Source organism: Acidisphaera sp. L21, assembly GCF_009765685.1.
Lineage (GTDB): Bacteria > Pseudomonadota > Alphaproteobacteria > Acetobacterales > Acetobacteraceae > LMUY01.
In genome coordinates this window covers 164,535-190,505 of sequence record NZ_LMUY01000045.1, presented here as the reverse complement: position 1 = coordinate 190,505, position 25,971 = coordinate 164,535, and the positions used below count along the sequence as shown (strand labels likewise).

General features: G+C 66.5%; 24 protein-coding genes. 8 read left to right on the top strand and 16 right to left on the bottom strand.

From position 1 onward, the window contains the following. Positions 1–957 (bottom strand): DEAD/DEAH box helicase (locus tag GSQ76_RS10620; protein WP_158743861.1); only part of this gene is annotated, 957 nt, incomplete at its 3' end. A 74-nt stretch (positions 958–1,031) separates the two neighbouring features. On the opposite strand from GSQ76_RS10620, the gene GSQ76_RS10615 reads away from it, so the two are divergent. After that, on the top strand, positions 1,032–2,351 hold the full coding sequence (locus GSQ76_RS10615; RefSeq protein WP_174247321.1) for a UDP-glucose/GDP-mannose dehydrogenase family protein: 1,320 nt from the start codon (positions 1,032–1,034) through the stop codon (positions 2,349–2,351). A 19-nt stretch (positions 2,352–2,370) separates the two neighbouring features. Continuing rightward, positions 2,371–3,144, top strand: coding sequence for an SDR family NAD(P)-dependent oxidoreductase (locus GSQ76_RS10610; protein WP_158743860.1), 774 nt, complete (start codon positions 2,371–2,373; stop codon positions 3,142–3,144). Here GSQ76_RS10610 and GSQ76_RS10605 read toward each other — a convergent pair. From GSQ76_RS10605 to GSQ76_RS10585, 5 genes are all read right to left on the bottom strand, one after another. Beyond that, entirely contained in the window at positions 3,141–4,391 is a 1,251-nt protein-coding gene (locus GSQ76_RS10605) for an arsenic transporter (protein ID WP_158743859.1), read from the bottom strand. The genes GSQ76_RS10610 and GSQ76_RS10605 overlap by 4 nt on opposite strands. Further along, positions 4,388–5,605: an MFS transporter gene (locus GSQ76_RS10600; RefSeq protein ID WP_216850989.1), complete on the bottom strand. Its 1,218-nt coding sequence runs from the start codon at positions 5,603–5,605 to the stop codon at positions 4,388–4,390. The genes GSQ76_RS10605 and GSQ76_RS10600 overlap by 4 nt, the downstream gene beginning before the upstream one ends. 75 nt (positions 5,606–5,680) lie before the next feature. Continuing rightward, positions 5,681–6,499 carry a hypothetical protein gene (locus tag GSQ76_RS10595; RefSeq protein ID WP_216850988.1) on the bottom strand — a complete coding sequence of 273 codons (819 nt, stop codon included), beginning with the start codon at positions 6,497–6,499 and terminating at the stop codon, positions 5,681–5,683. A 159-nt stretch (positions 6,500–6,658) separates the two neighbouring features. After that, positions 6,659–8,002 (bottom strand): sigma-54 dependent transcriptional regulator, encoded by a 1,344-nt coding sequence (locus tag GSQ76_RS10590; RefSeq protein WP_158743858.1) that lies wholly within the window; start codon positions 8,000–8,002, stop codon positions 6,659–6,661. Continuing rightward, positions 8,002–9,459, bottom strand: coding sequence for an ATP-binding protein (locus GSQ76_RS10585; RefSeq protein WP_216850987.1), 1,458 nt, complete (start codon positions 9,457–9,459; stop codon positions 8,002–8,004). The genes GSQ76_RS10590 and GSQ76_RS10585 overlap by 1 nt, the downstream gene beginning before the upstream one ends. A gap of 237 nt (positions 9,460–9,696) precedes the next feature. Between GSQ76_RS10585 and GSQ76_RS10580 the strand changes: the two genes are divergently transcribed. Then, positions 9,697–10,674, top strand: coding sequence for a phosphoribosylaminoimidazolesuccinocarboxamide synthase (locus GSQ76_RS10580; RefSeq protein ID WP_158743857.1), 978 nt, complete (start codon positions 9,697–9,699; stop codon positions 10,672–10,674). Here GSQ76_RS10580 and GSQ76_RS10575 read toward each other — a convergent pair. The 3 genes from GSQ76_RS10575 to coaA all read right to left on the bottom strand — a co-directional run bounded on the left by GSQ76_RS10575 (position 10,671) and on the right by coaA (position 13,463). Then, the gene (locus GSQ76_RS10575; RefSeq protein WP_158743856.1) at positions 10,671–11,621 is read right to left on the bottom strand and encodes an MYG1 family protein; all 951 of its coding nucleotides are present in this window, start codon (positions 11,619–11,621) and stop codon (positions 10,671–10,673) included. The two genes, GSQ76_RS10580 and GSQ76_RS10575, sit on opposite strands and share 4 nt — an antisense overlap. Before the next feature lie 132 nt (positions 11,622–11,753). Continuing rightward, positions 11,754–12,506, bottom strand: a complete 753-nt coding sequence (locus GSQ76_RS10570; RefSeq protein WP_158743855.1) for a methylenetetrahydrofolate reductase — start codon at positions 12,504–12,506, stop codon at positions 11,754–11,756. Positions 12,507–12,524: 18 nt separating this feature from the next. Then, positions 12,525–13,463, bottom strand: a complete 939-nt coding sequence (gene coaA, locus GSQ76_RS10565) for a type I pantothenate kinase (RefSeq protein ID WP_158743854.1) — start codon at positions 13,461–13,463, stop codon at positions 12,525–12,527. A gap of 208 nt (positions 13,464–13,671) precedes the next feature. Here coaA and GSQ76_RS10560 point away from each other — a divergent pair, with 208 nt between their 5' ends. Then, positions 13,672–14,955 carry an ArgE/DapE family deacylase gene (locus GSQ76_RS10560; protein WP_216850986.1) on the top strand — a complete coding sequence of 428 codons (1,284 nt, stop codon included), beginning with the start codon at positions 13,672–13,674 and terminating at the stop codon, positions 14,953–14,955. A 39-nt stretch (positions 14,956–14,994) separates the two neighbouring features. On the opposite strand, the gene GSQ76_RS10555 is transcribed toward GSQ76_RS10560, so the two are convergent. From GSQ76_RS10555 to GSQ76_RS10530, 6 genes are read right to left on the bottom strand one after another with little or no spacing between them, the layout of a single operon-like run. Then, positions 14,995–16,572: an ABC transporter substrate-binding protein gene (locus GSQ76_RS10555; protein ID WP_158743852.1), complete on the bottom strand. Its 1,578-nt coding sequence runs from the start codon at positions 16,570–16,572 to the stop codon at positions 14,995–14,997. A 40-nt stretch (positions 16,573–16,612) separates the two neighbouring features. Next, positions 16,613–17,638, bottom strand: a complete 1,026-nt coding sequence (locus GSQ76_RS10550) for an NAD/NADP-dependent octopine/nopaline dehydrogenase family protein (protein WP_216850985.1) — start codon at positions 17,636–17,638, stop codon at positions 16,613–16,615. Then, entirely contained in the window at positions 17,635–18,600 is a 966-nt protein-coding gene (locus tag GSQ76_RS10545; protein ID WP_158743851.1) for an ABC transporter ATP-binding protein, read from the bottom strand. The genes GSQ76_RS10550 and GSQ76_RS10545 overlap by 4 nt, the downstream gene beginning before the upstream one ends. Beyond that, positions 18,597–19,577 (bottom strand): ABC transporter ATP-binding protein, encoded by a 981-nt coding sequence (locus GSQ76_RS10540; RefSeq protein WP_216850984.1) that lies wholly within the window; start codon positions 19,575–19,577, stop codon positions 18,597–18,599. The genes GSQ76_RS10545 and GSQ76_RS10540 overlap by 4 nt, the downstream gene beginning before the upstream one ends. Continuing rightward, positions 19,574–20,476 carry an ABC transporter permease gene (locus tag GSQ76_RS10535; protein WP_158743850.1) on the bottom strand — a complete coding sequence of 301 codons (903 nt, stop codon included), beginning with the start codon at positions 20,474–20,476 and terminating at the stop codon, positions 19,574–19,576. The genes GSQ76_RS10540 and GSQ76_RS10535 overlap by 4 nt, the downstream gene beginning before the upstream one ends. Next, the gene (locus GSQ76_RS10530; protein WP_158743849.1) at positions 20,473–21,444 is read right to left on the bottom strand and encodes an ABC transporter permease; all 972 of its coding nucleotides are present in this window, start codon (positions 21,442–21,444) and stop codon (positions 20,473–20,475) included. Before GSQ76_RS10530 ends, GSQ76_RS10535 begins: the two co-directional genes overlap by 4 nt. A 134-nt stretch (positions 21,445–21,578) precedes the next feature. Here GSQ76_RS10530 and GSQ76_RS10525 point away from each other — a divergent pair, with 134 nt between their 5' ends. From GSQ76_RS10525 to GSQ76_RS10515, 3 genes are read left to right on the top strand one after another with little or no spacing between them, the layout of a single operon-like run. Then, complete coding sequence (locus tag GSQ76_RS10525; protein ID WP_158743848.1) at positions 21,579–23,309, top strand: ABC transporter substrate-binding protein; 1,731 nt, start codon at positions 21,579–21,581, stop codon at positions 23,307–23,309. A gap of 1 nt (position 23,310) precedes the next feature. Next, entirely contained in the window at positions 23,311–24,651 is a 1,341-nt protein-coding gene (locus GSQ76_RS10520; RefSeq protein ID WP_158743847.1) for an LLM class flavin-dependent oxidoreductase, read from the top strand. Between the two features lie 25 nt (positions 24,652–24,676). Continuing rightward, complete coding sequence (locus GSQ76_RS10515) at positions 24,677–25,042, top strand: glyoxalase (RefSeq protein WP_158743846.1); 366 nt, start codon at positions 24,677–24,679, stop codon at positions 25,040–25,042. Here GSQ76_RS10515 and GSQ76_RS10510 read toward each other — a convergent pair. Beyond that, entirely contained in the window at positions 24,990–25,373 is a 384-nt protein-coding gene (locus GSQ76_RS10510) for a hypothetical protein (protein WP_158743845.1), read from the bottom strand. The genes GSQ76_RS10515 and GSQ76_RS10510 overlap by 53 nt on opposite strands. Before the next feature lie 88 nt (positions 25,374–25,461). Here GSQ76_RS10510 and GSQ76_RS31745 point away from each other — a divergent pair, with 88 nt between their 5' ends. Continuing rightward, a complete protein-coding gene (locus GSQ76_RS31745; RefSeq protein WP_254070344.1) occupies positions 25,462–25,857 on the top strand; it encodes a redoxin domain-containing protein in 396 nt (131 codons plus the stop codon). The last annotated feature ends 114 nt before the right edge of the window (positions 25,858–25,971 follow it).

The window sequence follows — 25,971 nt, the reverse complement described above, 5'->3', positions numbered from 1 at the left end:
CCCCGCGCGGCCGGCGCGCTGCTCGGCCGCCGCCCGGCTGATGCGCAGCGTGGCCAGCCGGGTCAGCCCCGTTGCCGGGTCCAGCCGCGGGGTGCGCCGCCATCCGCCGTCGACCACGATGCGCACGCCTGGCACGGTGAGGGAGGTCTCGGCGATGCTGGTGGCCAGCACTACTCGGCGTCCCTCGGCCGGACGCAGCGCGCGATCCTGCTCCGCAATGGGCAGGTCGCCATGCAAGGGCAGCACCAGCGCGCCACATCCCTCCAGCGCCGACTGCGCCCGGCGGATCTCCCCCATGCCCGGCAGGAAGGCCAGGATGTCGCCCTCATGCATCGCCAAAGCGTCCCGGATCGCGCCCGCAACGGCGCCCGGCAGATCGCGGGGGGAGGCGATGTCGCGCTTCGAATGCTGGACCGCAACGGGGAACATGCGGCCGGCGCTTTCCACCACGGGGGCGTTCATCAGCGCGGACAGCCGGGCGCCATCCGCGGTGGCGGACATCGCCAGCAGCCGCAACTCCGGCCGCAACTGCCGCTGTAGATCAAGGCACAGCGCCAGCGCCAGGTCGGCGGGCAGGGCGCGCTCGTGCACCTCGTCCAGGATCACCAGGCCGATCCCGTCCAGCCCCGGATCGGATTGCAGGCGGCGAACCAGCAGCCCCTCGGTCACCACCTCGATCCGGGTGGCGGCGGACACCGCGGAGTCCAGCCGGGTGCGGTAGCCGACTGTCTGGCCCACCGGTTCGCCCAGCATGGCCGACATCCGGGTCGCCGCAGCACGCGCCGCCAGTCGGCGCGGTTCCAGCATCACGATTCGCCCCGGCTGGCGGCCGAGCAGGTGCAGCGGCGCCAGGGTCGTCTTGCCAGCACCGGGCGGCGCCACCAGCACGGCATTCCCGGCTAATAACGCCGCCTCCAGCGCAGGCAGGGCATCGCGAACGGGAAGATCGTCTGTCATGCGGCCTTTGTCGCCAGGTGTGACAGCCGCCGCAAGCCTGGCTAGAAAGGCAACAGCGTATAGGGAACGGCAGCATGAAAATCGCGATGATCGGTGGTGGCTATGTCGGCCTGGTATCCGGCGCGTGTTTCGCCGATCTGGGCGTCGATGTCTGCGTGGTGGAGCGGGACCCGGCCAAGCTCGCGCTACTGCTGGACGGCAAGATGCCGATCTACGAGCCCGGGTTGGAACGCCTGGTGCACGAGAACGTCGCCGCCGGGCGCCTGAGCTTCACCGGCGACCTGCCAACCGCCGTATCCGGGGTCGAGGCCGTGTTCATCGCCGTGGGCACCCCGACCCGGCGTGGCGACGGCCATGCCGACGTCAGCTACGTCAACGCCGCGGCCGAACAAGTCGCGCTGGCGCTGACCGACTACGCCGTCATCGTCACCAAAAGCACCGTCCCCGTCGGCACCGGCCGTCGCATTGCGGAAATCGTGAAGCACGCCCGCCCCGACCTGGCGTTCGATGTCGCCAGCAACCCGGAATTTCTCCGCGAAGGCAGCGCCATCGGCGACTTCATGCGCCCCGACCGCGTCGTCATCGGCACGCAGAGCGCCCGCGCCCAGGAAGTGCTGCGCCGCCTGTATCGCCCGCTGAACCTGATCGAAACACCAATCCTGTTCACCGCGATCGAGACCGCGGAGCTGACGAAATACGCGGCCAATTCGTTCCTGGCGATGAAGGTGACCTTCATCAACGAGATGGCCGATCTGTGCGAAAAGGTCGGTGCGGACGTGCACGACGTCGCCCGCGGCATCGGCCTGGACGGTCGCATCGGCCGCAAGTTCCTGCATCCCGGCCCGGGCTTCGGTGGCTCTTGTTTCCCCAAGGACACGCTGGCCCTGGCCCGCATCGCCCAGGATTGGGGCGCGCCGTCCCGCCTGGTGGAAACCACCGTGGCGGTGAACGAGGCCCGCAAGGCCGGCATGGCCGCGCGCGTCGTAGCCGCCTGCGGCGGTAGCGTGCGCGGCAAGACGATCGCCGTGCTGGGGCTCACCTTCAAGCCCGAGACCGACGACATGCGCGACAGCCCCAGCCTGCCCGTGGTGCATCGCCTGGTGGAGGAGGGCGCCATCATCCGTGCCTTCGACCCGGAGGGGATGGAGGCTGCCAAGCCGATGCTGCCAAGCCAGGTGGTATTCTGCGCCGGCGCGGCGGAGGCGCTGGCGGGTGCCGATGCGATGGTTCTGATTACCGAATGGAACGAGTTCCGCGCCCTGGCGCCGGACATGCTGGCGACCGCGCTGCGCGACAAAACCGTGGTGGATCTGCGCAACGTGTTCGAGCCGGCGGAAATGACCGCGGCCGGTTTGCACTACGTTGCCGTCGGGCGTCCAACGAAGGCTGCATAACGTCGATTAGGAAACGCCAATGTCCACACTACGCCGAGGCGATTTGGGGGAATATGCGCTGGCCGGACGCGTCGCCGTCGTGACCGGCGGCAGCAGTGGCATCGGCGCCGCGACCGTTCGGCGTCTGGCGGCCGCGGGGGCCACGGTCGTGGTCGGCTACAACGCCGGGCTGGACCGTGCCAACGCCCTGGTCGCCGAATTGCCCGGCGATAAGCACATGGCGATGCATCTGCCGATGCTCGACAGCGCCGCCATCCGCGCTGCCGCGGCGCTGGTCGAAACGACCTACGGCAGGGCGGATGTGCTGGTCAATTCCGGCGCATTCACCAAACCGGTGCCGCATGCCGATCTGGACGCGATGGACGACGATACATTCGACCGCATCTTGACCGCGAACGTGCGCGGCCCGTTCGCCACCATCCGCGCCTTCGTGCCGCTGCTGCGCGCATCGGGCGCGGGGGTGGTCATCAACGTGTCCTCCCTATCCGGGTCCACTGGGCAGGGTAGCTGCATCGCCTATTGTGCGTCCAAGGCGGCGCTGGACACGATGGGACTATCCCTGGCCCGCGTGCTGGGGCCGGAGATCCGGGTCATCGGCGTGGCGCCCGCCGCCGTCGCCACGGATTTCGTGCAAGGCCGCACCATGGCGTCGGTGGAAAAGCAGGCCGAAACCACGCCGCTCAAAACGGTCACGCAGGCCGACGACGTCGCGCTGACAATCATGGCCGCGATCACGCATATGCGCCTGTCCACCGGCGTCACCCTTGTCGTGGATGGCGGCCGGCACCTCTAGCGCAACAGGGCTGCCCCTAGCGCCAGCAGCAGGGCCGGTGGCATCATCACCGCGCCCAGCTTCAGGAACGCCCACGCGCCGACATACAGCCCTTCCCGCCGCAGCGCGGTCAGCCACAGGATCGTCGCCAACGAGCCGGTGACCGACAAGTTCGGCCCCAAATCGACGCCGATCAGCACGGCGCTCCGCACCCGCTCAGGCACGTTGGCAATGGCGACCACGTCGGCGGCCACCAGCCCGGCGGGCAGATTGTTCACCAGGTTGCTGCCGACGGCCAGCACGATGCCCGCAACCCAGGCGGCTTGTGTGGCCGAGTTTCGCACCAATCCCTGCAACGCTGCCGCCAATGCGGCGGTAACGCCGGTCTGCTGCAGGCTTTCCACCAGCACGAACAACCCGGCCACCAGCGGCAGCACGCCCCAGGAAATCTGACGTAGTACCGCCACCAACCCGCTGCGCGAGCGCACCATCACCAGCACCGCCGTCGCCACCCCGGCCAGCAGCGTCGGCAACCCCAGTTGTAGTCCGAATCCCGACGACACCAACAGCACGATCGCGGTTCCGGCAATGCCCGCCGCCGCCATGCGACCGCCATCGGACAACGCCGGTCGCACCACATCGGACGCAATCGCGCCTCGTAACACCGCCCGTTGCGTCCAGCGCAGCGCGGCGTAGGTCAATCCTATGGCCAACACGGATGGCAGCGCATAGCGCGGCAACCATTCCAGCAGGGGCGGCATGTGGCTGGCGTAGATCACCAGGTTTGCGGGATTTGAAATCGGCAGCACGAAACTGGCGGCGTTGGCAATGAACGCGCAGATCAACAAATAGGGCAGCCTGTCCTTCACCCCCGCCGCGGTCGTCACGGCGGCAACGGCCGGCGTCAGCACCACGGCGGTGGCGTCATTGGATAGGAAGATCGTGACGATGGCGCCAACCGCGAACACCAGTGTGAACAGCCGCGTGGCGGAGCCTCGCGCCATGCTGACCGCCTGCGCCGCCAGCCAATCGAACAGCCCTTCCTGCCGGGCCAACTCGGCCAGCAGCATCATCCCGATCAAAAACAGGTAGACATCGGTGCCCTTGCCGATCCCGGCCAGCGCGCTTACTGGCGACAGCAAACCGAACGCGACCAACAGCACCGCACCGCCAGCAGCCCAGATATATTCGGGCCATGCAAAGGGCCGGGTGATCACCCCTGCCGTGGCAAGGCCGACGATGGCCCAACTCACCCAATGCAACGTCATGAGGCTGTAAGATCCCGGGTTTCCGGCATGGCGATGGCGAAGAACATCAGCGCGATCGTAGCGACAACGGTCAGATATACGAATGCGGTGGCATAGCCGAACCACTGAACCACAAACCCTGCCGTCACATTGCTCAGTGCTGCGCCGATGCCGATGGCCAGCGCCGTCAGCCCCTGCGCCAAATTGAAGCGCCCGGTGCCGCGCATGAGATCGGCTGCGATCAGCACCGACACCACGCCGAAGATCCCCGCCGCCACGCCATCCAGCAATTGTATCGCCACCACGCCGACCGGGCTGGTGGTGAAGACGAACAGCACACCCCGGACCGGCAGCACCGCCAGCGCGACCAGGAAGATCGGCTTGCGCCCAACGCCGCGTGCCGCCGCACGGCCCACCGCCCAGGCAACGCCGACCATCACCAATTGTGCCGCAATGATGCAGGCCGATAGCGCGATCGTATCGCTGCCCGGGTGCGCAATCGATAACACCTGGCCGGCCATCGGCAACATTGCCGCGTTTCCAAAATGGAACAGCACGACGGCGGCGAGGAACACCACCAGATCCCGGCGCTGGAACAGCGTACGCAGCGGAATCGGTTCGCAGCGATCGGCCGTATCCTCTCCCCGCGCCAACCTGTTGTCGATCTCCCCCGGCTTGATCAGCGTCACGACCAGCGCGCTAGCCACGGCGAAGGCGCACACCAGATAGAAGATCCAGGCGTCCCCCAGAAAATGGCTCAGCGACCCGGCCAGTCCAGCCGCGATGAAATTGCCGGCGTGATTGAAACTCTCGTTACGGCTGATCCGACCATCGAATAATTTGCGCCCGACCAACCCCAGCGAAATCGCGGCGATGGCCGGCGGAATGACGGCGGAGGCAGCGCCCAGCATCGCCTGCGCCGCCAATACTGGCCCGAAATGGGGAAACCAGACGATCAGCAGGCACCCGGCGCCGACCATTAACCCGGATAGCGCAATCAGCAACCGCTTCGCCGTCGTACCGTCGACCAGCAATCCGGCTGGCACCTGGAAGATCGCGGCGGATATCGACGACACGGCCATTGCCACGCCGATCGCCCCGGAATCCCAATGTTCCGCGCCCTTCAGGAAGACGGAGAGGTAGGGGCCGACACCATCGCGCACATCGGCCATCATGATGTTGATCGCATCCAGCCCTCGCAGGCTGCGGCGCGATGGTGTTCTCGTCGTTTCCAAAAAGCTTTCTCCTATTTCGGCCCGCACCGAATAACGAGCCGCCGGGATAGTTCCCGGGCGGCTCGCTGCTTCAGGTTACGGACGCGGCGGCGGTGGCGGCGGCGCATCACCCGGAGGCGGCCCGTGACGATCACCGTGTGGGCCATGCGGCGGGGGTGCCAATTCCGTCAGCTTGTCGGCGGACGCGCCGATCGAGCGTACCTCCACCATGCGACCCAGATTGTTCGCGATGCCGCGGCCTTCCACCACGACGGTCTGCCCCGGCGCGATCAAGGCGGCAAACCGCATCGCTTCCGGCGGTGGCAGGCGCAGCGCGGTGCCGTCCTCCAGCATGGCGCCATTCACCTCGCCACGCGGGCCGTGCAGGGTGGTCATCACCTTGCCCGTAACCTGGGTCACCGGGCCACCATGCGGCGGACGCGGACCCCGATCTGGGCCCCGATCTGGGCCACGGTCGGGACCATGCTCTGGGCCGTGACCAAACCGGCCGCCGGGTCCACCATCCGGGCCGCCAGGTGGTCCCATATCCACGACTGTCTGGTGACTGGCGTCACCGGCAATCGCCATGGCGGCGATCATCTGGATGCTGGCGGCCTTCAGCCCATACACCGTCACCGCATCACCCGGCCGGACTGCGGCGATCAGTTGCGATGACATATGCGGGGGGAAATGCACCTGCGTGCCATCCGCCAGCACGAAGCCATCCACGTCGCCGCGCGGCGTCATGGTGAAGAATTTCACGGTGCCCTGCGTCGCCGGCAATTGCTTGTAGTCGAACATCGGCTGTGCCTGGGTCAGCGCAACGGGCGTCTGCGGTGCCTGCGCCAGCACGCCGCCGGCCGACAGGCCCAGCGCGGCCGTGGCCAGCAGGACTGTGGTGATTCTGGTCATCATCTCGATTTCTCCAAGTCGCCTGACGAAAATCAGACTCGACTGAAGTAGAGCAAGCGCTGTGCCAAACAAATAACGCTGAACCTGCGAACACAGACAACTAATTCTCAAACTATTTGTCGCTTAGTCCGACATCCTCGTCCGGTTTCCCGACATTTCGCATTACGACCCGTCGCCCGACACGTCGCCCAGGCCGTGGCGCTTCATCTTGTCGTACAGCAGCTGCCGATGGATCCCCAGCTTGCGCGCTGCCTCGGTTCGGCTGCCGCCAACCTCTGCCAGCGCACGTCGGATCATCACTCGTTCCAGTTCGGCGACGGCCTCGGGCAGGGTAAGGTCTGTCCCAATCGCGGCAGCCGAACTAGCCGGGGTGCGAAGGAACGCTAGATCCTCCGCCTCGATCGTCGTGCCACGCGCCAGGGCAGCGGCCCGTTCCACGGCATTGCGCAACTCCCGCACATTGCCCGGCCACGAACTGGCGGCGAGCAGCGTGCCGGCGGCGGACGACAGGCGCTTCGGTGCAGCCGGGTTGGCCAGATGCAGGAAATGCTCGGCCAGCGGCATGATATCGTCCGCCCGATCCCGCAGCGGCGGCAGGGCGATCGGGATGACGTGCAGCCGATAATACAAATCCGCCCGGAACCGCCCCTCGTCGATCAGCCGCAGCAGGTCGCGATGCGTGGCGGCGACGACGCGTACATCCACCGGTTCCGGACGCCCGCCAACGGGGGTCACCACACGCTCCTGCAAGACGCGCAGGATCTTGGCCTGCATGGCGGCGTCCATGTCGCCGATCTCGTCCAGCAGCAGCGTGCCGCGTTGCGCCTCACGAAACCGTCCGGCCTGCGCCCGCACCGCCCCGGTAAACGCGCCGGCGACGTGGCCGAACAACTCGCTCTCCAACAATTCGGCCGGGATGGCCGCGCAGTTCACGCTCACGAATGGCCCGGCAGCGCGTGGCCCGTGTTCGTGCAGGGCGCGGGCGACCAATTCCTTCCCGGTGCCGGTCTCCCCCGTCACCAAAACGGTCGCATCGGAGGCAGCCGCCATGCCGATCAGCTTCTGCACCGCGCGCGTCGCCGGGCTGTTCCCAACCAGTGGACCGTCAGCCGCCATGGCGTCACTCGGCACAACGCTGGCGCTGCGGCTCAACGCGCGGGCTACCACATCGGCAATATCGGCCCGGCCAAGTGGCTTGGTCAGGTGATCGAACGCCCCTAGCCGCATCGCGCCAATCGTATTGGTGGACGACGCGTAGGCTGTCAGCACCACCACCGGCACGGGCGGCGCCGGGCCATTGCCGCACAGCCGCTTCAGCACCACCATGCCGTCCAGCCCGGGCATCCGCAGATCCAGGAATACCAGCCGCGGCCGCTCGGCATCGAACTGGGCCAGGCCGTCCTGGCCATTGGCGGCCTCGGCCACCTCGTGCCCCAGGTCGCGCAGGGTTTCCGCCAGGCCATCGCGAAACGCGGCGTCGTCGTCGATGACGAGGAGTTGGGCCATCAGGGTTCCCGCAATGGCAACATAAGTTGGAAAACGCTCCCAGGGTTGCCGGGGCGATACGAAACGGCCCCGTGATGCGCCAGGGCGATTTCCTTCACGATGGACAGCCCCAGCCCGGTGCCCTCTGCCCGGTCGGTCACGAACGGTTCGAACAGATGCGGTCGCATCGCGTCCGGCACACCAGGCCCGTCATCGGCGACGCGCAGGCACAATGCGCCGGCGGTCGCGGTGGCCGACAGGATGACCACCCCGCCATTCGCCAAGGCCTGGATTGCGTTCAGCACCAGGTTATCCATCGCCCGGCCGATCCGCGCCGGGTCCAGCGGCCAGGTGACGGCGACGCAATCCACCACCAAGCGCACGCTCTGCCGCGCGGCAACGTCGCGGTGCAGGTCGGCGCAGGTTTCCAGCAATACCCGGATGTCCGCCGCCTGCCATTGCGGTTCGCTACGATGGGTCAGCGTCAGCAGGTCGCGCAGCAGCCCGTCCAGCCGGGTGATCTGGACCAGGATGGTTTCCAGCGCGCCCCGGCGCCGTGCATCGTCGCCCAGCAGCGCATTCTCAGCCTTCAGCCGCATCGCGGCGATCGGGTTACGGATTTCGTGCGCAATCCCGGCGGCCACCCGGCCCAGTGCCGCCAATCGCTCCGCCGCGGCCATGTTCGTGGACAAACGCTCCGCCTCCGCTCGGGCGCCGCGCAGTTTGCTGGTGGTGGCGTTCAGCCCGCCAATGATGCGGTCCAACTCCCGCTCCCCGGTCGGCGCCAGTAGCGGCGGATCCAGCCCATCGTGCCGGGCGATCCCCGCCTCCAGCGCGCCCAGCTTGCGCGACCAGGTCAGCAGCAGATGCGTGGTCCAGGCGGCGGATGCCAGGACGGAGGCGAACAGCACCGCCAGCCCGCCCAACAATTGGGAGTAGCCAGCCCCCCGGTCCGTATATTCCCGCGTCATCGTCCAGGCGGTCACGCCCTCGATCGGGCCGGGCAGGGGGCAGGCGTGCAGCAGCATGGTTTGCTGCCGCCCGGTCTGGCGCGCGGCGACGGCGCGCTCCTCCGACCATGCCTCCGTATTGATGGTGCGAATGGCGCCCTGCTCGGCCACTGGCAGGTCGGTCTTGGGGCCAGTGCCCTCGTAGGTCGGGAAGGCGTATGCCAGCGAACCCTCATTCTGCTGCCAAATCCCGCCCTCGATCCCGGTCCGGCGGGCGAGGGCCATCACGACCACCGCCTGCAGGGCCCGCTGCACCGCCGGATCGTGCAAATCGGCCGGCGCCTCCGTCTCCCCGGCGGTGTAGAACTGGTAGTTGTCGACAATGGCGTCGCAGGCGCGGCTGGCCAACGCGTCCGCCCGCCCCACCCGATCGCTAGAGGATTGCTGGAACAGCGCCACCAGCACCGCACCCACCGCCACGGCCGAGATCAACGAGATCACCCACAGCACCACAAGCCGCCCCCGCAAGGATCGGCTGCGGGGTGGCGCGGTCGAGGTGGATGCGGGCGCGGTCATCATGAAGCGTATAGCGCAAGGACCATGCCGCGTCCGACGCCCGGATTCGCGACGGTTCCGCACCGAGCGGGCGTCCGAATTCCAGACACCGCGTCCGCATTCGTGACACGCGCCGCGCGTGCCTGACAGGGGCGGGGGGTTCGGCTAGTCTGCCGCCATCACCGAGCGCGGCTTCGAAAGGCAGACCCTATGGATCCCACGACCCTCCGCGCCCACGCGCACCAGGTCCTGCTGGACGCGACCATTCCGGAACTGCCAAACCATTACAGCGGCAAGGTGCGGGACAATTACGACCTGCCAGACGGCCGCCGCATCATGGTCGCCACCGACCGGCTGAGCGCATTCGACCGCATCCTGTGCGCCGTGCCGTTCAAGGGCCAGGTGCTGACCCAAACCGCCCGGTTCTGGTTCGACGCCACCAACGACATCTGCCCGAATCACGTGCTGAGCTACCCCGACCCGAACGTCGTCATCGGCCAGCGCCTGACCGTGCTGCCGGTGGAAATCGTGGTGCGCGACTACCTGGCCGGCACCACTGGCACCTCGGTCCTCACCATGTATCGCGCCGGGCAGCGCGACATGTATGGCGTCCATTTCCCCGAGGGCCTGCGGGACAATCAACGCCTGCCGCAGCCGATCATCACCCCCACCAGCAAGGAATTCGACGGCGGCCACGATGCACCGCTGACCCCGGATGAGATCATCGCCAAGGGCCTGCTGACTGCGGCGCAATGGACCCAGCTCTGCGACTACGCGCTGGCGCTGTTCGCCCGCGGCCAGGCGATGGCGGCGGAGCGGGGGCTTATCCTAGCCGATACCAAATACGAATTCGGTACCGACCCGGACGGCCGCATCGTACTGGCGGACGAGATCCACACCTCCGACAGCAGCCGCTATTGGAAGGCCGCCAGCTACCAGGAGCGATTTGACGCTGGGACGAAGCCTGAAAGCTTCGACAAGGATTTCGTCCGCAATTGGGTCGCGTCCCGCTGCGACCCATATGGCGACGACATCCCCGAAATCCCGCAGGACCTCGTTCTCGGCACCGCCGCCGTCTATATCGAGGCGTTCGAGACCATCACTGGCCAGACCTTCCAGCTCCCGGCCGATGACGGCCCGGTGCTGGATCGGATCCGCGCCAACCTGGCGCCGTTCTTCAGCCGCTAACCGAGTTCGATCGCCCGGCGTGCGAGGGAAACCGCCCCCTCGCGCGTCCGCGCCGCGCCCACGAAGCGGCGCAAATGCACGAACACGGCATCCGGCACGCCAGACACCGCGGCCAAATCCTCCCCTTGCAGCCCAGCCCACGCCTCCGGCAGCGGCAGGCGCTGCGCGAACGAACCGGGTTCCGGCGGCATCGTGTCCACCATCCAATTACCGTTGGACGCCGGGGACACGGTGAACAGCAGCGGCAGATCATGCGCGAAGGCGGCATTCTTCCACGGCATGCCGGTGTCCAGCACCAGGATGCGCGGGTCTTCGGCAGCCGCATGGGCCTTCAGCACGATCGCCTCCGCCGCCAACCGCCCGCGCACGCCCTCGACCCGGCGGCGCAACACCGTCTCCGCCAACCCCGTCGCCTCCAGGAACGCGGCGTCACCCGCCGTGGGGCCGGACGCGTCCGGTGCGTCCCAGGCCGGGTTGAAATCGCCGATCAGCGCCGCCAGGCCCAGCGAGTCATTCGCCAGCGGGCCGTTGACGGACACGCCGTTGTCCAACTCGTCGATCCGATGAACCATGCCGGCATCGATGGAGGCGGCGATCTGCGGCGCGAAATGCGCGTCGCCGGGCGCCAGGATCGCGGTAACTGCCCGCTCCCCATACACCTGCCACACCAGCCCGGCCGAGGAATACGGCGTACCGTCCGCCCGCAGCGGCGCGCCGCGTTGGTGGTGGTCGAACCGGCTGGTGGCGACGTCGTACAGGCTGCCGACGTCCCAAACAATATCCCCGGCCTCGATCAGATCCGGCTTGCGGGTCCGCACCAGCGCGTAATCCACGCCGGGGGTGCGCAGCCCCAGGGCCAGGCGCAGCACGCTGTGGGCGAACACCTCGTCGCAATGAAACTTCCCGCTATGGGTGACGAGGCGCGGCAGGGGCTGGTCGGCGGTCATGCTGGTTCGGGTCCGAGATGGGGCGGAGGCGCAGCCCATACACAATCCCACGGGCTGCGTCTGCCGCCACCGCCACGGCAAGGCGCGAGGCTGTTATGACCTGGCAGGCAATCCGGGCGACCGGGCCAGTCGTTAGGCCGAATTACCGTCCAGCAGCCCATCGAAATATTTGGCCAAATTCACCTTGATCGGCATGAAGTAGACGTTCGCCGCCAACGAACTGATCAACCCCACCGCTGCGCGGGCAAACTCCCGGTTCCACTCCAGCGTCGGTGAAAAATCGGGCGGAAACACCACGCGATTGGTGGTTTCCCAATAGGCCTTCGATCGCTCCCCCAGCACGGGCGCGATGCCCCAAAAAACCTCCGTTCCCCGCAGCATCTCGGCACAGATCGTCAACAGGCGAAGGTCGAACAGAGGCTGGGTGAAGAAGCCGTCCGCCCCGGCATCACGCTTCCGATCCACCTCGGCCAGTTCGTCGCGAAAGCCTTGGCGATACGGGTCGAACGCCGCGTAGACCCGCAAATTCGGGTGGTGGCGCTTCAGCCGCTGGATTACGGCCTCGCTGCTATTGGGATAGGTGTGCCGGCTCATATCACTCGGAGGGTCGCCTTTGATGACCAGCACCTCCGTCAGCCCGGCGGCGGCCACCGTGTCGCCCAATGCCTGCTCATCGCCGGGTGGGATATCGATGGCCCGGATATGCGGGATCGCCGCCGGCAGAACCGACCGCGCGAGCGCACATGCGTCCCAACTGCGCAGCGGAAAGCGCATGAGGTCGGGTATGTTGAAGGTGTTCGCGGCTGGCAGCGCTGCGCGCACCGTCGCTGCGTCCGCCAACACTTCGGCCTCACCGCGGGGGATGAGTTCGACCGAGATCCGCATCGCGCGCTCCACCATCCGTCAGGCGCGCCGCAGCCAGATCTCATCGACCGCGTGCGATCGGCCCATGCGGATCACCAGCCGAGCCCGCTCCCGCGTCGGGCGGATGTTGCCGGCCAGGTTCGGCAGGTTGATCTCCCGCCAGATCGTCCGGGCCACATTCTCCGCCTCCTGCGGCGACAAATCCTTGTAGTGGTGGAAATACGATTTCGGGCGCTGGAACGCCGTGCGCTGTAGCAGGGAGAACCGCTCGATATACCATTGCTCGATCGACTCCGCCTCGGCGTCCAGATAGATCGAGAAATCGAAGAAATCCGACGCGACCGAGGGCGCGCCGCCCACCGCCTGCAGCACGTTCAGCCCTTCGAAGATCAGCACGTCCGGCTGGTCGATGACCTGGTAGCGGTCGGGGATGATGTCGTACGCCTCGTGCGAGTAGGTCGGCACGCGCAGCCCCGGTTCCCCAGCCTTCACGGCGCTCAAGAACGTCAGGATGCGCTTCAGATCATAGCTTTCGGGGAAGCCTTTGCGGCTCATCAGGCCGCGCTCCTCCAACACCCGGGTCGGATGCAGGAAGCCGTCCGTCGTCACCAGTTCGACCCGGGGCGTATCCGGCCAGCGCGCCAGGGCGGCGCGCAGCACGCGCGCGAAGGTGCTTTTGCCCACTGCCACGCTGCCGGCCACGGCGATCACGTACGGGGTGGACGGGCTGGGGCGGCCCAGGAAGCCGCTTTCCACCACGCTGCCCAGATTGCGCGCCGCCTTGACATGCAGGTTCAGCAGCCGCGACAGCGGCAGGTAGATGTCGACCACGTCGTCCAGCGAGACGGGTTCGTTCAACCCGCGCAGCGCCTCCAACTCCGTATCGGACAGCAGCAGCGGCGTGTTGGCGCGTAACGCCGCCCACTCCTGCCGGTCGAAGGTGAGGTAGGGCGTACGGGCGGCCGGCGTCTGCGGCATGTCCACGGTTACGGCGCGGTCCGGTGGCTGGCGGCGTTGGCGCCCTTCGTCGGCATGCGGGCCATGGCGGTCTCCCTTGCGGCGGGGCGGTTCGAACTCCCAACCGCCTTGCTACACGGCCCTTCTTAACATGGACAGCCCGGCTTAACATGGACAGCCCCGTTGCCCCGTGCTGCCCTACCGCATGACCGACGAGAGGGATAATGCCATGCCGGATCAGGATCTACTTACCCGCCTGCAACAGGCGGTGGACGCGAATTGGGATGCGCAGGTGGAGTGGCTCAAGAACCTGGTGCGCTTCCCCAGCCGCCGCGGGCAGGAGGGCCGGTGCCAGGACTGGATCGCCCGCGAATTCGCCGCCCGCGGCTGGAGCGTGGATCGCTACACCCTGTCCGACGTGGCGATGGACCATCTCCCCGGCTTCTCCCCGGTGATGGACACGAAGTATGAAGACCACGTGCAGGTGGTCGCCACCGTCCGCGCCCCACCTGGCGGCGGACGCAGCCTGATCGTGCAAGGCCATGTGGACGTCGTGCCGGAGGGCCCAGCCGACATGTGGACCACCCCACCCTACGACCCGGTGGTGCGCGGCGACTGGCTGTACGGCCGCGGCGCCGGCGACATGAAGCAGGGCGTGTCGGCGATGGTATTCGCAATGGACGCGCTTCGCAGCGCCGGGCTAGCCCCCGCCGCGGACGTCTATCTGCAGACCGTGACGGAGGAGGAATGCACTGGCAACGGCGCGCTCTCCACCCTGGCCCGCGGCTACCGGGCGGAGGCGTGTCTGATTCCGGAGCCCACTTCCAACACCATCACCCGTGCCCATGTCGGCGTCATGTGGTTCCGCCTGCGCGTGCGTGGCGTCCCCGTGCATGTGGCCCAGGCCCAAACCGGCACCAACGCGATCCTGTCCGCCTACGCCCTGTTGCAGGCGCTGGCCGAGCACACCAAGGACCTGAACCAAAAGGCCAAGTCGGATGAATGGTTCGGCAAGGTTCCCGACCCGATCAAGTTCAACCCCGGCGTGATCCGCGGCGGCGATTGGGGCAGTTCCACCCCCGCCTGGTGCGAGGTCGATTGCCGCATCGGCCTGCTGCCCGGCGAGAACCTGGCCGACGCGCGCCAAGCCGTGCTGGACGTGGTGGCAAAGGCGGCAAAGGGCGACGCCTTCATGGCCAACAACCCGCCGGAAGTCGTATGGAACGGTTTCCAAGCCGACGGCTTCGTCCAGCAACCCGGCACCGAGGCCGAGGCCGTGTTGGCCCGCGCCCACCAGGCTGTTTTCGGCGAGCCCATGGACGCCCGCACCAGCACCGCGGTGAACGACACGCGGTTCTACGGCTTGTACCACCGCATGCCGGCGCTGTGTTACGGCCCCGTCGGCCAGAACCATCACGGCTTCGACGAAGGCAGCTATCTGCCGGCGTTGAAGAAGACGACGGTAACGATCGCCGCCTTCATCGCAGAGTGGTGCGGCACCCGACCGGTGTAGCTCAAGAACGGCCCCTCCCGGTGGGAGAGGCCGTTTGCATTAGACCGGCCTGATATCCCAGAACGTCGCAAACCCCGGGTTCACCCCGCTGATGCGGGTGCGAATGGCGGTGGGCTGCAGATACTCGCCGAGCGGCCAATAAGGTACATCCTGCATCGCCTGCACCTGAATATCCTCGCAGATCTTCTTCTGCGCCGCGACGTCGGGTGCCGTCAGCCAATCCTGCCGCAGCGATTCGATCTTCGGGCTGCTGGACCAGCCGGGCCATCCCGCCTCGCCATTGCCGCGCAGCGCGATATGGCCCGCCGGGTTCGCCCAGTCCAGCCCGGTCCAGCCAGTGACGAACAGCGACCAGCCGCCCTGTTCCACGGGACCCTTGTTGTTGCGGCGCTGAAGCATGTTGCCCCAATCGGTGGCGACGTAATCCACGTTCATGCCGATGCTTTTCATCATGTCGGCAGCGACGTCGGCCATTGCCTTCAGCGTCACGTAATCCGTCGGCACCAGCAGCACGACGCGTTCGCCCTTATACCCGGCGTCCTTCAGCGCCTGCTTCGCCTTGTCCAGGTCGCGCGGGCCTTTCAGCGGCTCCAGCCCCACTTCGCTGGCCATCGGCGTGCCGGGGCCGAAATAGCCCAGTGGGGTGTGATACATCTTCGGGTCGGGCGTGATCGCCTGCATGAAGTTCGCCTGGTCCAGCGCTAGCCACAGCGCCCTGCGGATCGCCGGGTTGTTGAATGGCGGCTGCAGCGCGTTCGGCCGCATCATCTCCACGATGCCGGTCGGGTCCGGCACGCTCACACGGACGTTCTTGTCCTTCTGCAGCAGGCCCATCAGGTCCAGCGCGGCGTATTCATACCAATCCTGCTCGCCCGCGATCAGCGCGTTGGCGGCGGTGGCGGCGTCGGGAATGGTAGTCCATTCCACCCGATCGAAATGCACGATCTTCGGGCCCGAAATCCAGCTCGGCTCGCCCCCCTGGCGCGGCACGTACTTCTCGAACTTCTCGTAGACGTTGCGCGCGCCCTGCAGCCGTTCATCCGTCTTGTAACGGAACGGGCCGGAGCCGACCATTTCGGTGATCTGGGTGAACGCGTCCGTCTTGGCCAGCCGCTCCGGCATCATCGCCGGCATGGGCGACCCTGCCTTGCCCAACGCGTCCGGCAGCAGCGGGAACGGGCGCTTCAGTTTGAACACCAGCGTCTTGTCGTCGGGGGTGGACAACTCGTCGGTGGCGGCCATCAGCGCGTCGCCCATCGCGTCCCGCTTGGCCCAGCGACGAATGCTGGCGGCGCAGTCGCGGGACAGGACGGGAGTGCCATCATGCCACATCAACCCATCGCGCAGCTTCAGCGTCCACAGCTTGCCGTCATTCTCGATGGTGTGGCCCTCCACCATCTGCGGCTGCGCGTTGAAGTTGGCGTCGGTGCCGTACAGCGTGTCGAACACCATCGTCCCGTGATTGCGGGTGACGTAGGCAGTCGTCCAATGCGGGTCCAGGAAGGACAGATCTACCTGCGGGATGAATTTCAGCGTGGTGGCGCTGGCGGCGCGCACCAAAGCAGGGCGGGCGAGTGGTGCTGCGGCAAGGCCGGCGAGAAGCGTGCGGCGTTTCATATGGTCGTTCCCCGAGGCAATCGTTGCTGTCCCGCTAACGCTAGCCTGCCAGCAACTCCGCCACCAGAGCGCCGACCAGCGGCAGCAGATCATTATCCGCTGCCAGATCCCGCCCATACAGCGCCGACATCACCGCCAGGCCGCCCGCGTGCAGTGGCGCCGCCACCCCAGCCGCCGCAGCCAGTTGCAGCATCGGCGCGATGCCGAACGGCATGTCCTCCAGCACGTAGCGGGTTTGCAGCGTGGCTGGCCCGAACGGGTCGCTGTCGCGGGTGGCCAACTCGGCCGCCATCGTCGCCATATCCGTCTGCGCAATGTTGAAGGACAGGTGGAAATGCTGTTCCAGCGTCCGCACGGTGATCCCGAATGCCGCGGCGATGGCCAGGCGTTCCGCATCCAGCGCCAGCATCAACCGCGCCACAGCCGGGGTGATGTTGGCGTTCTGCTTCCACGCCTCACCCTTCTCCATGCGGGTCAGGTTGCATAGCGCGATCCCCAGATGGTTTTGCGGATTCAGGTTGCTGAGCGCGATCGGCAGCAGCCCGTCCCGCGCCACGAACCGGTCGCCGAACAGGGCGCGGCACGTGTCCAACCCCGCCGGGTCCCCCAGCACAGCCGCGTCCAGCCGCGACCGGATATTCCCCACATGCGCCGCCCCCGGCCCAATGCGACGACCAGTGACGACGGTGGTCCCCCAGGCGACGATCGGGCACTCCACCCCGCGCGCTTGCAACAGGCTTTGCAGATACAGCGCCCCGAACGACATGTGGGAGCTGTAGAGCACCACCTGGCCCGGTTGCAGATGCGGCCCCATCGCCTCGATCACCGCGCGATGGCCGTAACCCGGCACCGCGATCAACACCGCCGTCGCCCCCGCCAACGCCTGCGCGCAATCGGTCGCGACCTCGGGCGTGAAGGTGCCGATCACGGCGCCAGTGGAAATGAGCGTGGAAGGCGGCGGCTTCCCCGTGGGCGACCACAGCACCACCGAATGCCCGGCCTCGCACAGCACCGCGGCGGCGCACAAGCCGATGCCGCCAGTGCCCAAAATTGCAACGCGCATCATCGTGGGTTGTGGCACGCGACGACGCGGCCCTCCCCGGCGGCGGCCAGCGGCGGCACCGTCGTCTGGCACACCGGCAGCGCCGCCGCGCAGCGCGGATGGAAATGGCAACCCGGCGGCGGGTTGGTGGCCGAAGGCGGCTCCCCCGCCAACACCGCCGTCCCCTGCGGCGAGTCTGGGTCCGGCACTGGCACCGCGGCCAGCAGCGCGGCGGTATAGTGATGCAGCGGCGAGGCGAACAGCGCATCCGCCGGCGCCATTTCCACGATGCGACCCAGATACATCACCGCCACCCGATGGCTGACACTGCGGACCGATGCCAAATCATGCGAGATGAACAAATAGGCCAGGCCGAACTCATCCTGCAAATCCCCCAACAGATTCAGGATCTGCGCCCGCACCGACACGTCCAAAGACGACACCGGCTCGTCGCAAATCAAAAAGCGCGGCTGCACTGCGAGCGCCCGCGCAATCCCGACGCGCTGCCGCTGCCCGCCGCTCAACTCGTGCGGGTAACGCGCGGCATGCGCCGGCTCCATTCCCACGCGGTCCAACAATTCTTCCACCCGGCGCTGCCAATCGGCGCGGGGCAGCAGGGAATGGACGCGCAACGGTTCGGCGATTGCATCCCCCGCAGTCCAGCGCGGGTTCAGCGCTTGCAGCGGATCTTGAAACACGTATTGCATCGCCCGGCGCACCCGCAGCGCATCCTTGCGACTGCCATCGCGCAGCACCGCCACCGTGTCCGTGCCATCCAGCAGCACCCGCCCAGCGGTGGGCGGCGTCAGGTGCAGGATGGTGCGGGCGACAGTAGTCTTGCCGCAGCCGCTTTCACCCACCAACCCCAGCGTCTCCCCAGCGTCGACCGTGAAGCCGACGTGATCCACCGCGCGCACGGGACCATGGTTGCGCCTTGCGGGCGGGTATTCCTTCGTCAGCCCGTCGATTTCGACCAGGGTGCTCACGCCGCCACCGGCAAGGACCGGCTACCGCGCCGGATGCAACTGACAATATGGCCCGGCGCGACCTCGGTCGGAATCGGCGTTTGCAGCGCGCAATCCGCAATCGCCTCCGGGCAGCGTGGATGGAACCGGCAGCCAGCGGGCGGGTGGCGCGCGTCGGGCAGGCGGCCGCCGATCACCGGCAGGCGCACCCGCGCGGCGGTGCGATCGGCACGCGGCACGCTTTCCAGTAGCGCGGTGGTATACGGGTGCAGCGGGGCGCGGAACAGCGTGCGGACGTCAGCGGTTTCGCAGATGCGGCCGGCGTACATCACCGTCACCCGATCCGCCATGCGGGCGACCACGCCCATGTCATGCGTCACCAGCACCATCGCGGTGCGGGTGCGACGCTTCACCTCCCGCAGCAGGTCCAGGATCTGCGCCTGGATCGTCACGTCCAGCGCGGTGGTCGGCTCGTCCGCCAGCAGCAGCGCCGGGTTGCATAGCAGGGCACGCGCGATGCACACGCGCTGCTTCATGCCGCCGCTCATCTCGTGCGGGAATTGCTTCAACCGGGCCAGCGGGTCCGACAACCCGACGGATTGCAACAGCGCGGCCACCCGGTCCTGCGCCTCCTTCCGGCCGACGCGCTCGTGCCAGCGCACGATCTCGCCCAATTGGGTACCGATGGTCAGCAGCGGGTCCAGCGAGTGGGCGGGATTCTGGAACACCATCGCGATCCGCTTGCCGCGCAACGCCGCCATTTCGCTGGGCGGCAATGCCAGAAGATCCCGCCCCTCGAACGCGATGCGTCCGGCGGTGATGCGGCCGGGGCTCGGCACCAGACGCAGCATCGACAAGCTGGCCATGGTCTTGCCGCTGCCAGACTCGCCCACCAGCCCCAGCACCTCGTCCGCCGCCACGTGCAGATCGATGCCATCCACGGCCAGCGACGGCCCGAACGAGACCTGCAGCCCCGTCATTTCCAGGATCGGGCTCACTGCCGGCGCCGTGGGTTGAATGCGTCCGACAATCCGTCCGCCAACAGGTTGAAGCCCAGCACGGTGATGAAGATCGCGATACCCGGCGCCAGCGACGACCAGGGCGCGATCTTCAACTGCTCGTAATTGAAGAACAGCAATTGGCCCCAACTGACCGCATTCGGATCGCCGAACCCTAGGAAGGACAGCATCGCCTCCGACAATACGGCGCTCCCGATGCCGAGCGCGATCACCACCACGATGCCGGGCATGGCGTTCGGCAGGATGTGCCGGACCACGATTTCCGAAGGGCGGGTGCCGATGCAGCGGGCGGCGTCCACGAATTCAGCATGGCGCAGGCGCAGGAACTCCGCCCGGGTCAGCCGCGCGATCGGCGGCCAGCCGAACACGCCCAGCAGCACGATGATCGTCATCAGGCTCAAATGCGGCACGGTTTCCAGCCAGGTGCCGACCACGACGATGCTGAACAGCCGCACTACCGCCAGGATCACCAGGAAGACCGGAATCACCAGGAAGAACTCGGTCAGCCGCATCAGCAACTCGTCGGTCCAGCCGCCCGCATACCCGGCGATGCCGCCGACCGCCACGCCGATCAGGCTGGCCACCACCATCGCCCCCAGCCCCACCGCCAGCGCCGTGGGGGCGCCATACAGCACGCGGCTGAGCACGTCGTAGCCAAGCCGGTCGGTGCCCAGCGGGTTGGACCAGGCGGGGGCGTGATTGGCGCCGATGCCCATGGTGGCAGATTGGTCCGCCGGGTCGAACGGCGCCAGCCAATGGCACCCCAGCGCAGCCAGCACCACGATGCCCACCAACACCAATCCGCATATCCCCGCCGGCGTACGCACCAGCCGCCGCAACCCTTGGCGCAGCATGCCCTGTCGGTGAAAGCGCCTCATCCGATGCGGATGCGCGGGTCGATCGCCACGTAGGCGATGTCCGTCAACAGCGTCGCCCCCACCAACATCACGGCAATGACGACGGTTTCACCCATGATTACCGGATAATCCAGTTGCTGGATGGCATTGATGTACAGGAAGCCGAGCCCCGGCCAGGTGAATACCGTCTCCGTCACCGGCGCCGTGGCCAACATCAGACCGAAGGCGATGCCAAGATAGGTCAGCACCGGGATGAAAGCGTTGCGCAGCGCGTGGCCGTACAGAATGCGCCGCTCCGGCAGACCGCTGGCGCGCGCGGCCACGACGAAATCCTGCCGCAACACGTCGATCAGACTGGCGCGCAACAGCAGGGTAAAGGTCGCGGTATTGAACACCGTCAGCATGCCCACCGGCAGCACCATGTGCCACAGCCCGTCCAGGAACACGCTATGCCAGGCCGGCGCGCGCAGCGAGTAGGCGCCATACGACGGCACCCATCCCAACCAGTAGGCGAAGACCAGGATCAGCACGATCCCCATCAGGAATGTCGGCATCGCATGGCCCAGCAGCGAGCCGGCCATGATCGACATATCACTACGAGAGTTCTGCCGCCGCGCCGCCGTCATCGCCAGCGGGATGGAGATAAGGATGGAAATGATGATCGCCGGGATCTGGATCTTCAGCGTCTCCCAGCCCCAGACATACAGCATCTGCCAAACGGGCTGATTATAGGTAATCGAGCTACCGAGGTCGAAATGCGCCAGGCGGACCAGCCAGGCCAGGTAGCGCTGCCAGGCCGGCTGGTCCAAATGGTAATACGCGGTCAGCGCCGCGATCTGGTCCTCGGTCGCGTTCGGCTGGCCCGAGATCAACATCGCGATCGGGTTGCCGATGGCATTGACCAGGAAAAACACGATGGCGCTGACGCCGACAACCAGCACCAGGGCGAAGGCCGCCCGGCGACCGATGAACCGCAAACCCCCGCTCACGCCGCGCCCGGCGCTGATCTACTGCACTGCATGATGGCAGCCTAGGGGGTTCCCCCGCTGCCCGCCAAGGCGAAAAGCGTTGACAGCGCCGGGGCGGGAGGGTGGATTCCCCCGCATCAGCGAAGGAACAGCGTATGACCGGGCCCAGCCGTAGGACGATCCTCAAAGGCGCGGCAGCGTCCACATTGGCCGCCCCACTTGCCATGCCGTTCGTCGCCCGGGCCGCAGCGCCGTTCTTCAAGCTCTATTATATGATCCCCAACAACCAGGCCGCCCGCATGGCCTGGGGCACCCTATCCGCCCGGCAGATGTCGCAATTGGGGATCGAGGTCGTACCCTCCTACGTCCCGTTCACCTCCATTTACCCGCGCCGCAACAAGGGCGATGGCAAAACCTATCCGGATGGCGGTTGGGATATATATCTGGAGCGCTATTACTACTCCTCCGTCAAACCCACCCCGAACGAGCTATTTTCCAGCAAGATGCTGCCGCCGGCTGGCCAGAACTACTATTACCTGGAAGACCCGGTGATCGACAAAGCCGTGGCGGACTACGCCGGTTCCGTTGACCCGGCGGTGCAGAAGGCCGCGATGGAAACGTTCCAAAAGCGTTGGTACGATACCGAACCGCTTACCATCCTGTTCTATCCAGAGGATTTGATCGCCACCAACCCGAAGCTGTCCGGGCTGGATGCGACGACGTTCCGCCCCGCCTTCTACCCGCGGCCGGAGAATTGGACGATCGCCGGTGGCGGCAATGATGCCTCCGCCGCGTTCGCCTGCTGGCCCGCGGCCGCAGCGGCGCTACCAATGTACGGGCAGGGCTACAATGACACCAACGTGTGCGGCCCGGTCTACAACCAATTGCTGGAATATGACGGCTGGGAAAAGAAGCAGCTCATCCCCTCCCTGGCCGAGAACGTGCAGGAATCCGCCGACGGCAAGACCTGGACGATCGGGCTGCGCCAGGGGGTGAAGTGGCATGATGGTGAGGACTTCACCCCCGCCGACGTCGCATTCACCTTCGACACCATCATGAACCCGGCCTACGCCAGCGACAGCCGCGCGGCGCTGGAGGCGGTGTTTGGCAGCAAGGACGCCTACAAGATCACCGGCGACCACCAGATCACGGCGACGCTGCCGCAATATGCGATGTCGATGCGGGAGTACGTGCTGTCCGCCGTGCCGATCATGCCGAAGCACGCCTATGAATCGATCAAGCCCGAGCAGATGCGCGGCCACACCGCCAATACCTGGCTGGGCAGCTACACGGTGAAGACCAAATCCGGCAGTTACACCGCCAAGGGCGGCATCGGCACCGGACCCTGGATCACCAGCGGCTATGATCAAACGAAGAAGGCCTACGCCTACACGAAGAACCCGAATTACTGGAAGAAGACGTCGGGCAACGTCACCAGCTTCTACGTCGTGAATATCCAAAGCACCGATGCGGTGTTGAGCGCCTTGAAGAACGGGGAGATCGACGCGCACGATCCGCTATACGACGTGGGGCCGCTCGTCTCCACCATCGATCCGTCCTGGGGCAAGGTGCTGCGGTTCGACAGCTTCAAGTGGCAGCATATCTGCTACAATCTACGCCACCCAATCATCGGCACCGGCGTCGACACACCGCTGGGCAAGAAAGATCCGTCACGCGCGGCGGAGGCCGCTGCCTATATCCGCAAGGCGATCAGCTACGCCATTCCGCGTGATGACATCATCAAGCAAATGGCCGGCGGCTTCGGCCAACCCGGCACCGTCCCCATCCCATACTCCGCCCCCGAATACGACCACGCGATGCTGAAGCCGTTCCCGTTCGACATGGATCTGGCCCGCGCCACCTTGGCCAAGGCGGGGTACGGCTGACATGGCCAAGCCGATCGCCCTGGGGCTGTCGATGCGCTACCTCGGGTATCACGACGCCGCCTGGCGCCACCCGGAGGTGGATGCGGACGCCTCGTCCAGCTACGCCCATTTCCTGCACTGCGCCCAACAGGCCGAGCGTGGGATGTTCGACATGGTGTTCTTCGCCGACGGGATCGGCGTGCGCGCCAACGACGATCCGCCGGGATATCTGGAACGCTCCAACCGCAATGTCGAACTAGAGCCGCTGACCCTGCTATCGGCCCTGGCGCCGATGACCAAACATATCGGCCTGGTGACCACCGCCTCCACCACGTACAACGAGCCGTATCACATCGCGCGCAAATTCGGCTCGCTCGACCAGATCAGCGGCGGCCGCGCCGGGTGGAACGTCGTCACGTCCTGGTCCCAGCAGGAGGCGTGGAATTTCAGCCGCGACGCCCATCTGGACTACGACACGCGCTACGAACGCGCGGCGGAGTTCGTGGAGGTCGTTACCGGCCTGTGGGATAGCTGGGAGCAAGACGCCTTCCTGCACGACAAGGCGAGCGGCCGTTTCTACGACCCGGCCAAGCTGCACACCCTGCACCACAAGGGCAAGCATTTCGCCGTTCGCGGCCCGTTGAGCGTGAAGCGCACACCGCAAGGCCGCCCCATCATCGTGCAGGCCGGCGCGGCAGAGCAGGGGCGCGAGATCGCCGCCGAATATGCCGACGTGGTGTACTCCTCCGCATTGGAGATCGGCGCAGCGCGTACCTACTACAACGATCTGAAGGCCCGCGTGGCGCAGCGCGGCCGCAATCCGGACCACATGAAGATCATGCCCGCCCTGGTCGCCGTCATCGGCCGCACCAAGATGGAGGCGGAGGACAAATTCGCCACGCTGAACCAGCTGATCGATCCGGTGGTCGGCCTCGGCATGATCTACAACCAGATGGGCGACCTATCCGGCTACGACGTGGACGGCCCGGTGCCGGAGCCGGTGAACGCCCCCGTGCGCAGCCTCGCCTATAAATGGTGGGAAAAGGCGAAGGCGGAGAACATGACCATCCGCCAACTTTACACCGAACACTCCGGCGGCGGCGGCTACCGCCTGGTCGGCACGGCGAAGGACGTGGCGGACGGGATCGAGGAATGGACCGAGGGTGGCGCCTGCGATGGCTTCAACCTGACGCCAACGCATCTGCCGCACGGGATCGACGATTTCGTGGAATTGCTGACACCGGAATTGCAACGCCGCGGCATGACCCGCACGGCCTATGTCGGCAAGACCCTGCGCGAAAACCTAGGCTTGCCCGACTATCGCAGCCGGTGGCAGCGTGAGGCGGATCTGGCGGCAGAATAACCAGGCCCAAAAAGGAACCGGCATCATGGACCCGATCTTGGCATTGCGGCCCTTCGTTCCGGCGAAGGATTTTGACGTTTCGAAGCGGTTCTATCAGACGCTCGGTTTCGCGATCACGCATGAGGACGACAATATCGCCATCCTGAAACTCGGTAGTTTCAGTTTCATTCTCCAGAATTTCTACGTTCAGGAAGCCGCCGAGAATTGCATGGTGCAAATCCTGGTGCGCGACGTGAACGCGTGGTGGGCTAATAATACCCCGGACAAACTCGTCGCCGCATTCGGGGTGAAACCACCGAAAGCCCCGGCGGTGCAAAGCTGGGGGTTGAAAGTCGGCTTCATCTTCGACCCCTCCGGCGTGCTATGGCACATTGCCGAGGTGCCGTTCTAGCTCGCCCGATTTTCGCCACCAGGAAGTCCGCGAATGCGCGTGCGCCGGGTTTGGCCGCCTTGCCACTGGCGAACACGGCATGCAGTTCGACCGATCCCATATCCCAGTCCGGCAGCAGTCGTACCAATTGGCCGGCCGCGACCTCTTTCGTGCAGCCGCCGGCCGCGGCGGTCATGATGTCCGGCCCGGCCAGCGCGGCCACCACCACGCCCTCATTCGCCGTCACTACCAGCCGCCCCTCCACCGCATCGACGTGACCCGGCGATCCGTCCGAGCTGCCGGTTTGCGCCACGCGCACGAATAGCCGCAGAGCCGTCAGCCGGTCATTCATGTCTACGGCAAATAGAACATTCTCCACACCGGACGCGACTGCCCCGGCCCGACATGCCCGATCTTCCGCCTCAGTTCAGGAGGCCGTCATGGCGCTGCAAGACAAACTCGATTCCATCAAGGCGGCCTTCGTCGCCAAGGTGCCGGCGGATATCCGCGCCATTATGGACGGCGGCACCGACGCGCTGATCGCCACGGGCCAGGCCGAGCGCGCCGTGAAGGCAGGTGACCGAGCACCCTCCTTCATCCTGCCGGACCCGGATGGCAAACTCGTCGCCTCGGCGGACCTGCTCTTGCACGGGCCCTTGGTCGTCACCTTCTACCGTGGCGCCTGGTGTCCCTACTGCAACACCGAACTTCAGGCGCTAGAGGAGAATGCGGCGCAGATCCGGGGTATGGGCGCGATCTGCTGGCGATATCGCAGCAGACCGCCGCCAATAGCCGGAAATCAGAGCGGGACAACAAACTCAGCTTCTCGATCCTGACCGACCAGGGCGGCGCAGTTGCCGCCGCGTTTGGCCTCCGCTGGGTACTGCCGGCGAATTTGCAGGAGATCTACAAGCAGCTTGGCGTCGACTTGCCCAGCGTCAACGCAGACC

Bases quoted from the DNA above. Each gene is read 5' to 3' on its own strand.
- GSQ76_RS10615 (WP_174247321.1), top strand. From the start codon at position 1,032: ATGAAAATCGCGATGATCGGTGGTGGCTATGTCGGCCTGGTATCCGGC.
- GSQ76_RS10610 (WP_158743860.1), top strand. From the start codon at position 2,371: ATGTCCACACTACGCCGAGGCGATTTGGGGGAATATGCGCTGGCCGGA.
- GSQ76_RS10605 (WP_158743859.1), bottom strand. From the start codon at position 4,391: ATGACGTTGCATTGGGTGAGTTGGGCCATCGTCGGCCTTGCCACGGCA.
- GSQ76_RS10595 (WP_216850988.1), bottom strand. From the start codon at position 6,499: ATGATGACCAGAATCACCACAGTCCTGCTGGCCACGGCCGCGCTGGGC.
- GSQ76_RS10590 (WP_158743858.1), bottom strand. From the start codon at position 8,002: ATGGCCCAACTCCTCGTCATCGACGACGACGCCGCGTTTCGCGATGGC.
- GSQ76_RS10580 (WP_158743857.1), top strand. From the start codon at position 9,697: ATGGATCCCACGACCCTCCGCGCCCACGCGCACCAGGTCCTGCTGGAC.
- GSQ76_RS10575 (WP_158743856.1), bottom strand. From the start codon at position 11,621: ATGACCGCCGACCAGCCCCTGCCGCGCCTCGTCACCCATAGCGGGAAG.
- GSQ76_RS10570 (WP_158743855.1), bottom strand. From the start codon at position 12,506: ATGCGGATCTCGGTCGAACTCATCCCCCGCGGTGAGGCCGAAGTGTTG.
- coaA (WP_158743854.1), bottom strand. From the start codon at position 13,463: ATGCCGCAGACGCCGGCCGCCCGTACGCCCTACCTCACCTTCGACCGG.
- GSQ76_RS10560 (WP_216850986.1), top strand. From the start codon at position 13,672: ATGCCGGATCAGGATCTACTTACCCGCCTGCAACAGGCGGTGGACGCG.
- GSQ76_RS10555 (WP_158743852.1), bottom strand. From the start codon at position 16,572: ATGAAACGCCGCACGCTTCTCGCCGGCCTTGCCGCAGCACCACTCGCC.
- GSQ76_RS10550 (WP_216850985.1), bottom strand. From the start codon at position 17,638: ATGATGCGCGTTGCAATTTTGGGCACTGGCGGCATCGGCTTGTGCGCC.
- GSQ76_RS10535 (WP_158743850.1), bottom strand. From the start codon at position 20,476: ATGAGGCGCTTTCACCGACAGGGCATGCTGCGCCAAGGGTTGCGGCGG.
- GSQ76_RS10525 (WP_158743848.1), top strand. From the start codon at position 21,579: ATGACCGGGCCCAGCCGTAGGACGATCCTCAAAGGCGCGGCAGCGTCC.
- GSQ76_RS10520 (WP_158743847.1), top strand. From the start codon at position 23,311: ATGGCCAAGCCGATCGCCCTGGGGCTGTCGATGCGCTACCTCGGGTAT.
- GSQ76_RS10515 (WP_158743846.1), top strand. From the start codon at position 24,677: ATGGACCCGATCTTGGCATTGCGGCCCTTCGTTCCGGCGAAGGATTTT.
- GSQ76_RS10510 (WP_158743845.1), bottom strand. From the start codon at position 25,373: ATGAATGACCGGCTGACGGCTCTGCGGCTATTCGTGCGCGTGGCGCAA.
- GSQ76_RS31745 (WP_254070344.1), top strand. From the start codon at position 25,462: ATGGCGCTGCAAGACAAACTCGATTCCATCAAGGCGGCCTTCGTCGCC.